This is a genomic window from Curtobacterium sp. AC272, assembly GCF_979258155.1.
This window is the reverse complement of record NZ_OZ409838.1, coordinates 1,723,246-1,737,227: the sequence shown is the minus strand read 5'-3', so window position 1 is coordinate 1,737,227 and position 13,982 is coordinate 1,723,246. Positions and strand designations below refer to the sequence as shown.

General features: G+C 72.7%; 11 protein-coding genes and 3 pseudogenes. 6 read left to right on the top strand and 8 right to left on the bottom strand.

What is annotated here, in order from left to right; translation table 11 throughout:
- Nucleotides 1-44: 44 nt before the first annotated feature.
- Nucleotides 45-326, bottom strand: a pseudogene (locus tag ACZZ0J_RS08875) (DUF7134 domain-containing protein); the annotation flags it as partial.
- 62 nt (nucleotides 327-388) lie between these two features.
- On the opposite strand from ACZZ0J_RS08875, the gene ACZZ0J_RS08870 reads away from it, so the two are divergent.
- Nucleotides 389-727 (top strand): YciI family protein, encoded by a 339-nt coding sequence (locus ACZZ0J_RS08870; protein WP_194646965.1) that lies wholly within the window; start codon nucleotides 389-391, stop codon nucleotides 725-727.
- Here the strand turns inward: ACZZ0J_RS08870 and ACZZ0J_RS08865 are convergent.
- Nucleotides 633-1,421, bottom strand: coding sequence for an MFS transporter (locus ACZZ0J_RS08865; protein ID WP_463436273.1), 789 nt, complete (start codon nucleotides 1,419-1,421; stop codon nucleotides 633-635). The genes ACZZ0J_RS08870 and ACZZ0J_RS08865 overlap by 95 nt on opposite strands.
- A 489-nt stretch (nucleotides 1,422-1,910) precedes the next feature.
- Between ACZZ0J_RS08865 and ACZZ0J_RS08860 the strand changes: the two genes are divergently transcribed.
- A complete protein-coding gene (locus tag ACZZ0J_RS08860; RefSeq protein ID WP_463436272.1) occupies nucleotides 1,911-2,570 on the top strand; it encodes a TetR/AcrR family transcriptional regulator in 660 nt (219 codons plus the stop codon).
- Nucleotides 2,571-3,596: 1,026 nt separating this feature from the next.
- Here ACZZ0J_RS08860 and ACZZ0J_RS08855 read toward each other — a convergent pair.
- Nucleotides 3,597-4,080: pseudogene (locus ACZZ0J_RS08855) on the bottom strand (ATP-dependent zinc protease family protein).
- A gap of 33 nt (nucleotides 4,081-4,113) precedes the next feature.
- A complete protein-coding gene (locus ACZZ0J_RS08850; protein WP_463436271.1) occupies nucleotides 4,114-5,217 on the bottom strand; it encodes an RES family NAD+ phosphorylase in 1,104 nt (367 codons plus the stop codon).
- A gap of 335 nt (nucleotides 5,218-5,552) precedes the next feature.
- Between ACZZ0J_RS08850 and rimK the strand changes: the two are divergent.
- From rimK to ACZZ0J_RS08830, 4 genes and pseudogenes are all read left to right on the top strand, one after another.
- A pseudogene (rimK, locus tag ACZZ0J_RS08845) lies at nucleotides 5,553-6,732 on the top strand (30S ribosomal protein S6--L-glutamate ligase).
- Between the two features lie 68 nt (nucleotides 6,733-6,800).
- On the top strand, nucleotides 6,801-7,892 hold the full coding sequence (locus tag ACZZ0J_RS08840; protein ID WP_463436270.1) for a 3-oxoacyl-ACP synthase III: 1,092 nt from the start codon (nucleotides 6,801-6,803) through the stop codon (nucleotides 7,890-7,892).
- A 94-nt stretch (nucleotides 7,893-7,986) separates the two neighbouring features.
- Complete coding sequence (locus ACZZ0J_RS08835; protein ID WP_463436269.1) at nucleotides 7,987-10,602, top strand: alpha/beta fold hydrolase; 2,616 nt, start codon at nucleotides 7,987-7,989, stop codon at nucleotides 10,600-10,602.
- Nucleotides 10,599-11,585 carry an NAD-dependent epimerase/dehydratase family protein gene (locus ACZZ0J_RS08830; RefSeq protein ID WP_463436268.1) on the top strand — a complete coding sequence of 329 codons (987 nt, stop codon included), beginning with the start codon at nucleotides 10,599-10,601 and terminating at the stop codon, nucleotides 11,583-11,585. Before ACZZ0J_RS08835 ends, ACZZ0J_RS08830 begins: the two co-directional genes overlap by 4 nt.
- A gap of 82 nt (nucleotides 11,586-11,667) precedes the next feature.
- On the opposite strand, the gene ACZZ0J_RS08825 is transcribed toward ACZZ0J_RS08830, so the two are convergent.
- From ACZZ0J_RS08825 to ACZZ0J_RS08810, 4 genes are all read right to left on the bottom strand, one after another.
- Nucleotides 11,668-12,243, bottom strand: coding sequence for a gamma-glutamylcyclotransferase family protein (locus ACZZ0J_RS08825; RefSeq protein WP_323743123.1), 576 nt, complete (start codon nucleotides 12,241-12,243; stop codon nucleotides 11,668-11,670).
- Nucleotides 12,244-12,325: 82 nt separating this feature from the next.
- Complete coding sequence (locus ACZZ0J_RS08820; protein WP_463436267.1) at nucleotides 12,326-13,024, bottom strand: hypothetical protein; 699 nt, start codon at nucleotides 13,022-13,024, stop codon at nucleotides 12,326-12,328.
- Nucleotides 13,025-13,147: 123 nt separating this feature from the next.
- The gene (locus ACZZ0J_RS08815; RefSeq protein WP_123341163.1) at nucleotides 13,148-13,687 is read right to left on the bottom strand and encodes an RNA polymerase sigma factor; all 540 of its coding nucleotides are present in this window, start codon (nucleotides 13,685-13,687) and stop codon (nucleotides 13,148-13,150) included.
- Between the two features lie 99 nt (nucleotides 13,688-13,786).
- Nucleotides 13,787-13,978, bottom strand: a complete 192-nt coding sequence (locus tag ACZZ0J_RS08810) for a hypothetical protein (RefSeq protein WP_194646958.1) — start codon at nucleotides 13,976-13,978, stop codon at nucleotides 13,787-13,789.
- Nucleotides 13,979-13,982: the final 4 nt, after the last annotated feature.

Here is a 13,982-nt window from a genome sequence, read left to right as displayed (position 1 = left end):
CCGACGGAGTAGAGCGAGATGAACAGGGTGAAGTTGACCAGGAACACCTCGGGCACGTGCAGCAGCTGCGTGGCCGCGAACGCCAGCGCGGACACCACGGCAGCGGACATCGGGAACCGGCGGCGGAACGCGATCGGGACGGCGTTCGCGATGATCATCAGGGCCGAGACCCACCAGGCGGCCTGGTCGTCGCCGTAGGTCCCCGCCGACCCGTACAGGACCGTGGTGACGGCCAGGCCAGCGGCGAGCACGAGCGCGAGCACGGCGTCCTGCCGGTGCTCGCGGCGCCCCACGGGCAGCCGTGACCACTCCGCCGTCGTCCCCATGCAGAGAACGCTGGCGGTGGCCTCGGGCGGGAGTAGCCTCCGCCATCGAGCAGGGAGTCACCATGCAGTTCCTCGTCAACGTCATCGACGACGGGCAGGCCGACGCTGCCGGTCGGACGGAGTCCGCCACCCGGGCCGAGGCCACCGCGGTCGACGCCCTCAACGAACGCCTGGGTGACGCGGTCGTCTTCGCCGCCGGGGTGTCCGCCCCCGCCGACGGCACCGTCGTCGACGCCCGTGGCGGCGGTTCGGATACCACGCCCGGACTGGTGGCCGACAGCTCCGAGTTCGTCGCGGGGTTCTGGGTCATGGAGCTGCCCGATGCCGAGACGGCGCTCCGTGTGGCGCACGAGGCGTCGCAGGCGTGCAACCGGAAGATCGAGCTGCGCCCGCTCCTGTGACGGCGGCGTCACCGCGCGGAGGGCGTCCGCGCCTGCCGACCACGGCGGGCACGGCGCTCGCCGCCGTGACGAGCGCCCCGACCACGAACGTCACCGCGTAGCCCGCCGTGCCGACGAGTGCGCCCGACGCCGCCGCTCCCACCGCCTGGCCGAGCACGAGCGCGACGAAGAGCACCGACGTCCCGGCCGACGACCGCGCAGCGTCGAGTTCGGTCGTCCAGGCGATCAACGCGCCGGTCGCCGCCGTGTAGCCCCAGCCGAACACCGCACACGCCAGCATCGCCACCGCCGTGGACTCCGTCGCGGCACCGAGTGCGACGACGGCCACCGCCACGGCGCCCGCGGTCACCGCCCAGAGCGTCCGTGCGCGGAGTCCACTCGTCCACCGAGCCGTCACGGCGACCGCAGCACCGCCGACCCCGAGCGCGATCCACGCCGAAACCGACACCACGACGGGCGCGCCAGCGCCGACCAGCGCAGCGCGGCCGTAGGTCCACACGACCGCCGATCCGGCACCGAAGAGCAGCGCGAGCGCGATGACCCGTCGGTGCGCCGCGAACCACGCCGTCCCCGGTGTGGCTGGCCGGTCGCCGCCGGACCCGCTCCCGCGGGACACCACCAGCAGCACGACGCCGACGACGAGTGCGAAGACCCCGGACCACGCCCAGGCAGTCCGCCAGTCCGGCAGGAGCACGAGTGCGAGCGCTCCGGCGGCGACCAGCCCGGACCGGTCCCCGAGTTGACGACCGCCTGCGCCGCCCCTGCGCGGACCCCGGCACCGCGCGCGACACGAGCTGCACGAGGGCCGGGGAGGCGAGCCCGGCCCCGGCCGAGGCGACCACCGCGGCGATCCCGAAGGACCACGGCCCCGGCGCCGCTGCCATCGCGAGCGCACCGCCCCCGGCGACCACGGCGGCTGCGGCGAGGAGCACCCGGGGGACGCGTGCGGCGACCAGGAACCCGACCACCGCGCCGACGCAGTACATCGCCGAGGCCCCCGAGGAGACCCACCCGGCGGCGTCCTGGCGCAGGCCGAGGTCGCGTTGGACGTCGGGCAGGAAGAGGCCGAACGCCAGGCGCACCAGCCCGTACGTCGCGGCGATGAGCGCCAGCCCGCTGCCGAGGAACACCCACTGTCGTAACGAAAACGATCGTTTCACTTTTGAGAGCCTAGGGTGCTTGCATGGCGATGCGTCCAGGAACCGAGCAGCGGCTGCTCGACGCGGCCGAGGAGCTCTTCTTCACGCGGGGCATCGCCGCCACCCCGATCGACGCCGTGCTCGACCGCGCCGGGATCTCGGGCGCCACGCTCTACCGCGGGTACGCGAGCAAGGAAGCCCTGGTCGCCGCGGCCCTCGATCGGCGGCACGATGACTGGCTCGCCACGTGGGACCGCGCGGTCGACGCGGCTCCGGACGACCGTGGCCGTCTGCTCGCGGTGTTCGACGCGCTCGACGACTACCGGTCGACCGCCGCCGGCTCGCGCTGGTGCGCGTTCCTCGGGACCGCTGCTGAGTACGCGGACGCCCCCGCCGAGGTGCACGAGGTGCTCGACCGCGAGACCGGTGCGCTCCGGACCCGGCTGACCGAACGTGCCGCGCCCGTCGTCGGCGAGCGCGCCGACCCTGGCCGACCAGCTGCTGCTCGTCGTGTCCGGGTACCTCGCGATGCGCCTGCGCGATCCGTCGATCGGCACGGCGACGGCGCGCGCGGTCGCCGCGGCGCTCGTCGCAGCAGCCTGACCGCTCGTCAGCGCCCCGGGGTTCTCCGACGCTGCGCTGGGTATCTTGCCCGGTGTGCAGCGACTCTCCTCGACCCTCGTGATGCAGCGCGTGACCTCTGACGGAACCGCGCCCCTCGGATGAGCCGTTCGCGTGCGTCGACGATCACCCGTCGGTCGCTGCTGATCGGGGGAGTCGGCATCGTCGCCGCGGGTGCAGCCGCCGAGGCGGTGAACCTCGACCTGCTGCCCGGTCGGTCGACGATGTACCGCGTGCTCGGGCTGAACGGCACGGACGGCACGATCCCCGACGTCGACCCGGTCCCCTCGGTCTCCGGCACCTTCGTGTCGGCGGCCCGGGCGGGGCGAACGGTCGGCTGGACCATCGCCGCTCCGGAGTCGGACACCCCGCTGCCGGTGGCCGTCGCGTTGCACGGCTACGGCGACGACCACTCGGCGTTCTTCGGGCGGGAACTCGGCTGGGACCGGTTCCTCGCGGCGCACATCACGGGTGGCGGCGCTCCGTTCGCGATCGCCTCGATCGACGGCGGCAACCGCTACTGGCACCACCGTTCCGACGGGGACGACCCCGCGGCGATGGTCGTCGACGAGTTCCTGCCCCGGATCGCTCGGCGCGGGTTCGACACCGACCGGCTCGCGCTGACCGGGTACTCGATGGGCGGGTTCGGCGCCCTCCGGCTCGGCGGGGCGCTCGGTGCGTCTCGCGTCCGCGCAGTGTCGGCGATCAGTCCGGCGCTCTGGACGGCAGCAGCGGACGCCGCCCGCGGAGCCTTCGACGACGCGGCCGACTTCCGTGCGAACACGGTCCTCGGTCGGCAGCGCGCGCTCGACGGGGTCGCCGTCCGTGTCGACTGCGGCAACGGTGACGGGTTCGCTCCGGCGGCGCACGCCTACGTCGACGGATTCGCGACGCCGCCCGCCGGGGCTTCGAGCCCGGCGCGCACAGCACGGCTACTGGCGCCGCCTGGCACCGCAGCAGCTCGCCTTCCTCGGCCGTCACCTGGGTCGCTGACCCAGCCCGCGCCCTGGGCGGTCGCCGAGGCGGACGGGAGGCCCGTGGCGGCCCCGCACCGCGCCTCCAGGCCGCCGACCGGTCGCGCCCACGGCACGCGACGCGTGAGGGAGCGCTCAGCCGCGCCCGCGGTTGCGGCGCCGGATCTCCCTTCGGAGCCCGTCCGGCCATGAAGGACCTCGCAGGGTCGACGAGGAAGCCCTGCCGCAGGGCCTCGCGCCCGACGAGCATCCGGAACCCCATCTGGTCGCGGTTGCTCAGGGTGACCTCGGACACGACGGCGCGCCCGGCCAGGGTGATCGTGGTGAGCACGACGATGCGCTCCTGGGTGTGCCCGGTCGAGCTGCGGATGATGCGCCGGTCGTGCACGTCGCACTCGATCGTGACGGCGTCGGCATCGGTGTCCTGCCACGGGTGCACGGAGAACCGGACCCGGTTGTCGGGGAGTTCTTCGAGGTCGAACGCGTGCAGTGCCGAGCTGCGCGCACCGGTGTCGAGCTTGACCTTGATCCACGGCAGGCCGAGGTCCGGCAGGCCGGCCCACTCGCGCCAGCCGGCGACGACGAGTCCGCCGTCGGGGGACTTCGGAGCACGGGCCATGTGCCCATCCTGTCCCATGCACGACCCGGCCGGTCAGGCGGGCGGGTCCGGCACCATCCGCACGGCGCTCTTCCGCGGCGGTCCGGGCAGCACCGAGACGCCGGCTGCCTCGACCGCACGTGCTCCGTCGATGACTGCGGCCGCGCCGCCGAGCGACGGCGCCGGGCCGGCGGTTCCGAACAGTGCCCACGCCTCGCCCCCCGGGTCGAACCGCGAGTCGTAGCGGAGCGCATCGACCTGGTCCTTGAACAGCTCGGCCCATGCCTGCGTGACGGCGTAGTCGCCCATGGTCGTGAGTTCACTCGTGACCCCGAAGCGTGCGGCGCCGGCGCCACTGACGTGGGCGGAGCTCGCATCGGACGGCGGCGTGATCGTCGAGACGCGGAGGACGGCAGCGTCGGCAGCGCTCACTTCGTTGCGGCGGACCTTCGGGCCGAAGAACTCTCGGACAGCGGTCGAGGCCGCGGCTGCGAAGCAGCACGTGCCGTTCGGGTCCCGGAGGTTGAAGCGACCGTGGGGGTGGCTGGCGAAGTACCAGGGCGCGAACTCGGCGAGGTGCGCGCGGAACGCCTCGGCGGGGAGTCTGCCCCCGTCGGGGAAGCCGGTCAGGTCGAGACCGGCCGGTGGTGCGGTCTGGACGACGTCGGTGCGTGCGGCGGTGCTCATCCGAGTCGGAACGCTCCGGCGAGCGCGGCGAGACGGACCGCTTCGTCCGCGCGGTCCGTGCGGAGCGCCTGGGCTGGCGTGAGTCCGTCGAGTTCGTCCGCCGGCGCGTTCAGCCACGGCATCGCCCCAGGGGTCGACCCGCTCGGGGTCCAGGCCAGCCAGGACGTCACGCAACCGTGGCAGCAGGATGCCCCGTGCATCGAACTGGAACGACGGGTAGAGCCGGAAGCCATCGGCTGACATCACGCAGAGCACGTCGCCGACCTTGGCTTGCGCGTCGAGGGTCTGGCGGCTCATCCGGAACCAGTTCCGCAGGCCGGCGGTGTCGTAGAACGGTCCGACGCGGTCGTCGAGCACATCGGCGCCGGGGATGCTGGCGAGCATCCGCTCCGCGACGGCGTCCATCGATCCGTTCACGCGCTCGACCTCGGCGAGGTCGATCAGGTCGACGTGCCGCAGGAGTGCGGCCACGAGGCGATCCCGGAGGTCGTCGGCCGGACCGGTGGAGGTGGCGGTCGGCGCCGTGACCGCCTCGGTCGAGGACGGTCTCCGCGATCGGACACGCCACTCTGACGACGCGGCTCGCCGCGACGCCGACCGTCCGGACCCTGCGAGCCGAGGGTCCGGTTGCTCCAGGTCGCCCGGAGACCGTGCTGGTTCTTCGTCATTGCACCACGTCCGATCAGTCAATCCACGATAGCGCACACGCGTCAAAAACGTACAACACGCGGTGGTTGGCGGCGCCGCGGCCCGGGCGTGCTTGGATGGACCGTCGCCGTCGATCCCACCCCGCGGAGAACCCCTCGATGAAACTCGCCATCCTGTCCCGCGCCCCGCAGGCCGTACTCGACCCAGCGCCTCCGTGCTGCGGCGCTCGACCGCGGCCACGACGTCAAGGTGCTGAACACGCTGCGCTTCGCGATCGACCTGTCCGGCGAGGACCCGGACCTGCTGTACCGCGGCAAGCTCCTGTCCGACTACGACGCGGTGCTGCCCCGGATCGGCAACTCGATCACCTACTACGGCACCGCGGTGGTGCGGCAGTTCGAGCAGATGGACGTGTACACGCCGAACACCGCGACCGGCATCACGAACTCCCGCGACAAGCTCCGGGCGAACCAGATCCTGTCCCGCCACCACATCGGCATGCCCGCGACGACGTTCGTGAATAGCCGGGCCGACGTCCGCGGCGCGATCGAACGGGTCGGCGGGGCCCCGGTCGTGATCAAGCTGCTCGAGGGCACGCAGGGGATCGGCGTGATCCTGGCACCGGAGGAGAAGGTCGCCGAGTCGATCGTCGAGACCCTGCACTCGACGAAGCAGAACGTCCTGATCCAGTCGTTCATCTCGGAGAGCCGTGGCCGTGACATCCGCGCCCTCGTCGTCGGCGACCGGGTGGTGGCCGCGATGCGCAGGACGGCGTCGGGGGACGAGTTCCGGTCCAACGTGCACCGTGGCGGCACCGTCGAGAAGGTCACGCTGTCGCCCGAGTACGAGGCGGTCGCTGTTCGGTCGGCGCAGATCATGGGGCTCAAGGTCGCCGGTGTCGACATGCTCGAGGGCAACGACGGTCCGCTCGTGATGGAGGTCAACTCGTCACCGGGGCTCGAGGGGATCGAGCGCGCGACGGGCCTCGACGTCGCGGGCGCGATCATCGACTTCATCGGCAACCAGGTCGCGTTCCCCGAGATCGACGTGCGCCAGCGGCTCGGTGTCTCGACCGGCTACGGCGTCGCCGAGCTGCTCGTCCACACCAACGCCGACCTGGTCGGGAAGACGATCAAGGAGTCCGGACTGTGGGACCGGGACATCACCGTGCTGACCCTGCACCGGGGCGCGACCGTCATCCCGAACCCGCGCAGTGGCGTCGAGCTGCAGGCCAGTGACCGGCTGCTCTGCTTCGGCAAGCTCGAGGAGATGCGCTCGATGGTGCCGGACCGTCGACGCCGTCGCAGCAAGATCCGGAAGCTCCCGAAGGACGCCTGACACCGCGCGTCCAGCCGAGCCGGACTGCACACACAGGTGAAATGAGGAAGTATGTGTCGGTGACGATCATGACGGAACGGCCGGTCGACCGGGCAGCGAGCAGTGACCGGGCGCCGAGCAGTGAACCCGAGCAGCCCGGCAACGCCACGGCGAAGCACCACAACGTCTCGCTGCTCTCCGTGGCGACGACGACCGCCGAACGCGTGACGACCTCTGCGGACATCGAAGCGCGGCTGCGCGGCGTGCTCCGCCGCCTCCGCCTGCCGATGGGACTGCTCGAGCGGGTCGCCGGTGTGATCGAGCGCCGCAACTGGGGCGAGGGCCAGACCTTCCAGGACGCCGCCATCGACGCCGGCCGTCGTGCCATGGCCGAGGCGGGGGTACGCCCGGACGAGATCGGCCTGCTGATCAACACCTCGGTGACCCGTCCGCACCTCGAGCCGTCGGTCGCCGTGCGCCTGCACCACGGGCTCGGTCTGCCGTCGTCCGCGATCAACTTCGACATCGCGAACGCCTGCCTGGGGTTCGTCAACGCCATGAGCGTCGCCGCGGGCATGATCGACTCCGGTCAGATCAAGTACGCGCTCGTCGTCGACGGCGAGGACGCCGACCAGGTGCAGCTGAACACCATCGACCGCCTGAACCAGGGCGGTCGGAACCGCAAGGACTTCATGAGCGAGTTCGCGAGCCTGACCCTCGGGTCCGGTGCCGCGGCCGCCGTGCTGGGCCCGGCGGACCTGCACCCCGAGGGACACCGGATCGTCGGCGGCGTCACCCGCGCGGCGACCCAGTGGTACGACCTGTGCGTCGGCAGCGTGGACGGCATGTTCACGGACGCCAAGATGCTGCTCAAGGGCGGCATGGAGCTCGTCGTCGCGGCCTGGACCGAGGCCCGCGCCCACTTCGACTGGGCCGACATGGACCGCTACGTCCTGCACCAGGTCTCCGACGTGCGCACCAACGCGTTCGTCGAGGCCATCGGCATCCCGCGCGACAAGGTCCCCACCACCTACCAGCGCTTCGGCAACGTCGGCCCGGCGTCGATCCCGATCACCCTGGCCGACGAGGTCGAGTCCGGCGGCATCCGCCGCGGTGACCGCGTGTTCCTGGGCGGCGTCGGTTCCGGCATCAACACGGCGATGATGGAACTCCACTGGTGAGGTCCCGGCTGCCCCGCGTCGCCGCGAGCACGGCTCCGGCGACGCAGCCGCCCTCCTGCCCGGACTCGACCCGGCCTGGTCGCGCCTGGTCACGGTGCCGGAATGGTCCGAGAGCCGGTCAGGAGGCACGGATCGCGCCGCGCGCACCTGGCACCTCCTCGACACGGCCGGGTCCCTGGCCGCGCTCGGCGTGGAACCGGTCGGCACCATCCTGTGCGTGCACGGCAACCCGACGTGGTCGTACCTGTGGCGGTCGGTGCTCCGCACCTCGCTCGAGGTCGCCCAGGCCGGTGGCCCGGCCTGGCGCGTGGTCGCCGTCGACCAGCTCGACATGGGCTTCTCGGAGCGCACCGGGGTGGAACAGGGGCTGCCGCAGCGCGTCGCGGACCTCGGCGCCCTGACCGACGAACTCGGGCTGACCGGCCCGGTCGTCACCCTCGGCCACGACTGGGGCGGTGTGGTGTCGCTCGGCTGGGCGGTCGACCACCCCGACGTCCTGGCTGCCGTGGTGACGTGCAACACCGCCGTGCACCAGCCCGACGACGCCCCGATCCCGGCGCCGCTGCGGCTCGCCCTGGGGCCGGGGCTGCTCGGCCGTGCGACCGTCGTGACGCCGGCGTTCCTCGAGACGACGCTCGGCATCGCGCACCCGAAGCTCGACCGTGCCGTGGCCGACGGCTACCGTGCCCCCTACCGCGGTGCCGCGCGTCGTGGTGGCATCGGCGGGTTCGTGGCGGACATCCCCGTCGACGCCCGGCACCGGAGTGCGCCCGAGCTCGACCGGATCGCGGCCGGGGTCGCTGCGCTCGACGTCCCGGCGCTGCTGCTCTGGGGTCCCCGCGACCCGGTGTTCCTGGAGCGCTACCTCGACGACCTGTCCGAGCGGCTGCCGCAGGCCGACGTGCACCGCTTCGAGGGTGCCGGCCACCTCCTGCCCGACGACGCCGACGTGGCGGGCGCGGTGTTCGACTGGATCGGCGACCGCCTGCCGGACGGACACGTGCCTGCTCCAGCCGAGAAGGGCCTCCCGGTCGACGCCGACCAGTCGACCGACGTGAGCCGCCCGCTCGGCGCCGCGCTCGAGGACCTGCGCGACAGCGAAGAACCCGCCCTGGTCGAGATGGCCGCCGCCGGCGGTCTCCGGACGATCACGTGGCGCCTGCTCGCCCGTCGGGTGGACGAGATCGCCGCGGGGCTGGACGACCTCGGTGTCCGGAGCGGTGACCGTGTCTCGCTGCTCGTCACCCCGGGAGCCGACCTGACGGCCGTCCTGTACGCCTGCGTGCGGATCGGCGCGGTCGTCGTGGTGGCGGATGCCGGGCTCGGTCTGCGCGGCCTGACCCGTGCGGTCCGCGGAGCCCGCCCCGACTGGATCATCGGTGCGCTGCCCGGCCTCGGGGCCGCTCGTGCGCTCGGCTGGCCGGGGCGGCGCATCGCGACCGTCCCGCTGCCCGCACCCGCACGGCGTGCGCTGCGCGTCGAGCACACGCTCGTCGACGTCGCCCGGCGGGGTGCCCGTCGGCTCGCTAACGGTTCCGGGCTGCCCACGCTGCCGGCGTCCGACGCTCCGGCCGCGATCCTGTTCACCTCCGGGTCGACCGGACCGGCGAAGGGCGTCGTCTACACGCACGGACAGCTCGGTGCGGTCCGCGACGTCCTGGCGGCCCAGTACGACATCGGTGTCGGCACCGGCCTCGTCGCGGGCTTCGCCCCCTTCGCGCTGCTCGGTCCGGCCCTCGGCGCCCGGTCGGTGGCGCCGGACATGGACGTCACCGCGCCCCGGACCCTGACGGCGCGCGCCGTCGCGGCCTCGGTGGCCGCGGCGGACGCGACCGTGGTGTTCCTGTCGCCGGCGGCGTTGGCGAACGTCGTGGCGACGGCATCGGTCCTGACCGACGCCGACCGCGCGGCGCTCGCGCGCGTCCGGTTGTTCCTGTCGGCGGGCGCCCCGGTGTCGGCCGCGCTGTTGACCGCGGCGACCGAGCTGATGCCGAACGCGAGTGCGCACACCCCCTACGGCATGACCGAGGGGCTGCTCATGACCGACGTCGACCTGGACGGCGTCCGTTCGGCGGCGGCCTCGGACGACGAGGGCATCTGCGTCGGACTCCCGGCGGCGAACGTGCGGGTGCGGATCGCGCCGCTCGACACCGCGGGTGCTGCGACCGGTGCGCTGACCGAGGCGGCGGGCGTCACGGGCGAGATCGTCGTCGTGGCACCGCACGTGCGCGACCACTACGACCGGCTCTGGCGGACGAACCGCGTCGCGCGGCTCGGCGTCGAGGACCCGCGCGGACACCGCACCGGTGACGTCGGCCACCTGGATGCCTCCGGGCGCCTCTGGGTCGAGGGGCGGATGCAGCACGTGCTCACCACCCCCGACGGTGTGCTCACCCCGGTCGGACCGGAGCAGCGCATCGAGGGCGTTCCCGGGGTCGGCCGTGCCGGCGTCGCGGGGATCGGCCCGCGCGGGACGCAGCAGGTCGTGGCCGTCGTCGAGACCACCGGAGGGCGACGTGCCCGACGGCCCGCCCTGGCTCCGCCGGCGTTGGCCGCGTCGGTCCGGGCCGCGGCCGGGGTCCCGCTCGCAGCGGTGCTGACCGTGCCCGTGCTGCCGACCGACATCCGGCACAACTCGAAGGTCGACCGCGCCCGGCTGTCCCGCTGGGCCACCGTGGTGCTGTCGGGTGGACGGATGGCCCGACCGTGACGGTCCTGGTCACCGGTGCGAGCGGGTTCCTCGGACAGGCGACCGCCGCAGCCGTGCGGGATGCCGGACACGAGGTCCGCACGTTCCAGCGACGGCCGTCCGGGGTCGCCGGCGTGCAGGACGTCGCCGGATCGATGACCGACGCCGCAGCCGTGGCACGCGCGGTCGACGGTGTCGACGCCGTCGTGCACCTCGCCGCGAAGGTCTCCCTGGCCGGTGATCCGGCCGACTTCGTCCGCGTGAACGTCGAGGGCACTCGAACGCTCGTCGACGCCGCACGTCGTGCCGGTGCCCGGCGCTTCGTGTTCGTGTCGTCGCCGTCGGTCGCGCACACCGGGTCGTCGCTCGTCGGTGCCGGAGCGGGTGTCGCCGAACCGCAGCACGCGCGCGGCGACTACGCCCGCACGAAGGCGGCGGCCGAACTGCTCGCGCTCGACGCCGACGCTCCGGGGTTCGCCGTCGTCGCCGTCCGGCCGCACCTGGTGTGGGGCCCGGGGGACACGCAGTTGATCGGCCGCATCGTCGAGCGGGCACGGGCCGGGCGACTGCCGGTGCTCGACTCCGGTGCCGCCCTGATCGACACCCTGTACGTGGACAACGCCGCGTCGGCCATGGTCGCGGCGCTCGAGCACGCTGCCGACGACGGGGTGCACGGCAACGCCTACGTCGTCACGAACGGCGAGCCCCGGCCGGTCGCGGACCTGCTCGCCGGGATCTGCGCGGCCTCGGGGGTCGCGGCACCGCGGTGGCACGTGCCGGCAGCGGTCGCACAGGCCGCGGGGTCGCTGGTCGAGGCCGTGTGGCGGGTGCGTCCGGGGCAGGACGAGCCGCCGATGACGCGGTTCCTCGCCGAGCAGCTCTCCACGGCGCACTGGTTCGACCAGCGCCGCACCCGTGCCGACCTGCAGTGGGCCCCGTCGGTGTCGATCGACGAGGGCCTCGCGCGCTTGGCAGCGGCGGACGGCACCCGAGTCTCGCGCTGAGCGACAGTTCTCGGACGCTGCGCCCTGAGGAGTGTCGCTCAGCCCAATTCTCGCGCACACGCGAACGAGTCTTGGCAGCGGCTCAGACCTCGTCGGCCGCCACGTAGACCCAGGCCGACAGACCCGAGGTGAGCTCGACCCGGATGCGCTGGTAGTCCGACACCTCGTACGCGTCGACGGCACGCAGGTGCCACTCGTGGCCCAGTGTCAGGGCCACGCCGTCGACGACGTCGCCCGCTGCGCCCCGGCGGAGGATCGGGTGGCGGTCCGAGCCACTCGCCCGGATGACCTCGGGGTCGGTGATCGTCACCCAGTCGAGTCGCCAGCCGGGCAGCGTGTCCGGGGTGGTGGGGACGTGTTCGCCGAACAGCGACTCCTGCACGAGCGGCTGCCGCAGTGTGCCGTACGAGAACACCCGGTGCGTGGTGCCGGGCCACGCTGCGGAGCGTCGGATCGGCTTCGGACCGATCGTCGGGGTCGACGTCCACACGAGTGCGCCGGTGACTCCGGTGAGGCCGAGGTGGAGCAGCCCGGCGACGACGAGGAGGATCCCCCAACCGGCGCCGACGGCGATCGCGATGATGCCGACGACGAGACAGACGAGCGCGAACGCGCCGAGACCGATGACCCAGCGCTGGCCGGGGGAGAGACGCTTCACGTCGCGAGGGTAGCGGACGGGAGGCCCGGATCACGTGCGCCGATCGGCGCACGTGATCCGGGCCTCCCGTCCGGATGCGGCGTCAGCCGCAGAACTCCGTCGGTGGCGACTGGTCGACGGTGCTGACCCAGACCGAGTTCGCCCGCTCGCCCGAGCCCACGGGTGGGAACCGGAAGCTCACGAACACCCCGTTGACGGTGGTCGTCCAGCCGCCGTAGGGCGAGTCCGACGGCTGGGCGGCGTCGTTGCCCGGCTCCGTGTAGTGCAGGTCCGGGTACGCCGCTCGCAACTCGGTGAGGGTGCTGCCGGTCCCGAGTCCCGCAGCCGTCGTCGGTCCCGCCACCTCGTCGGAGTTCATCCCGACCATGACGCTCGCGATCGTTCCGTCGTCCGCCTTCACGACGGTCAGTGCCGGGTTGTTGCGGTCGTCGGCGTACCAGAACACGACGTTCGGGTTCAGGCAGCCGTCGCTCGCCGTGTACACGCCGTCCAGGTCGTCCGTCTCGGCGGTGTACTCCCCGCCGAGCGCGATCGGCCCCACCTCGCTACCGGAGATCGTCCACGTGTCCGGGTCCGACAGCGAGTACGGCGCCCGTGTGGAGGCGGGCGTCGCCGATGGTGTCGACGTCGGCGTCGGCTGTCCGACGACCGGGGCGCCCGACGGCGTCTCGGTCGGCGTCGGTTCCGTGGACGGTGACGCGGTCGGAGTGGGCTCCGCGGTGATCGACGTCGGGATGAGGCCGAGTGCGACCCCACCGCCGGCGGCTCCGAGCAGGAGCACCCCGACGACGCCGATCGCGATGCCGACACGACGGCCGTGGCGCTTCGGGCGAGGGTGGCCCGCTCGAGGACGTTCTGCTTCATCGAGACGAGCATGCGCTGCAGGTCGTCTCCCTCGGGAGGTTCAGTGTTCATCGTGCGTCACCGCCTTCCTGAGTCGTCGGCGGGACCGCGAGACCCGCTGGGTGACCGCTCCGACACTGAGTCCGAGCAGCTGTGCGGCCTCGGCGTAGGAGTACCCCTGCAGCAGGCACAGCTCGCAGATGCGGCGATCGGTCTCCGGCAGCGCGGCGATCTCGCTCCGGACCCACCGGAGTTGCTCGGAAGCATCGGTGGTGTCGGCGGGGGCGGCGAGGTCGAAGGGCAGTTCGTCGCCGGCGTGCTTCGCGTTGCGGCGACCGAGGTTCTTCGCGTGGTTGCGGCACACGACCAGCAGCCACGGCAGGAGCGTGCCGGTGGGGAGCTGGAGGCCGTCGGCGCGTTGCCAGAGCGTCAGGAACGTGTCCTGGACCAGTTCCTCGACGTCCTGCTTGCTGCCCGCGATCGCCCACGCGTACCGGGTGAGCGTGGGCGCGAACCGGTCGAACGCGGTCGCGAGTGCTGCTCTGTCCCCCGAGGCGAGGCGCCGTGCGAGGCCGGCGTCGTCATCTGCGGTGTTGTCCACGGTGCTCCCTTCACTACGACAATGTCGTGAAGAGGCCGAACATGACACGGATCACGACACGATTCGTCCGTGTCGTGATCCGATGGTGATGCGGAGGTGTCAGCCGTGCCGCTTCGCGGCCTTGGCGATCTTCTTGCCCAGCTTCTTGCGGGCCTTGCGGGCGTGCGGGTCGTTCCAGGCCTTGCGGACGGTCTCGCCCTTGGACGTCTTGATCACCGGACGGTTGGCGCGGGAGCCGAACCAGAACCCGACGAGGACGATCAGGCCGATGACGATGATGCGGTTGCGCATGGTG

What these genes read in the sequence shown, in the direction of transcription:
- ACZZ0J_RS08870 (WP_194646965.1), top strand. Translation starts at nt 389, where the DNA reads ATGCAGTTCCTCGTCAACGTCATCGACGACGGGCAGGCCGACGCTGCC.
- ACZZ0J_RS08860 (WP_463436272.1), top strand. Translation starts at nt 1,911, where the DNA reads ATGGCGATGCGTCCAGGAACCGAGCAGCGGCTGCTCGACGCGGCCGAG.
- ACZZ0J_RS08840 (WP_463436270.1), top strand. Translation starts at nt 6,801, where the DNA reads ATGACGGAACGGCCGGTCGACCGGGCAGCGAGCAGTGACCGGGCGCCG.
- ACZZ0J_RS08810 (WP_194646958.1), bottom strand. Translation starts at nt 13,978, where the DNA reads ATGCGCAACCGCATCATCGTCATCGGCCTGATCGTCCTCGTCGGGTTC.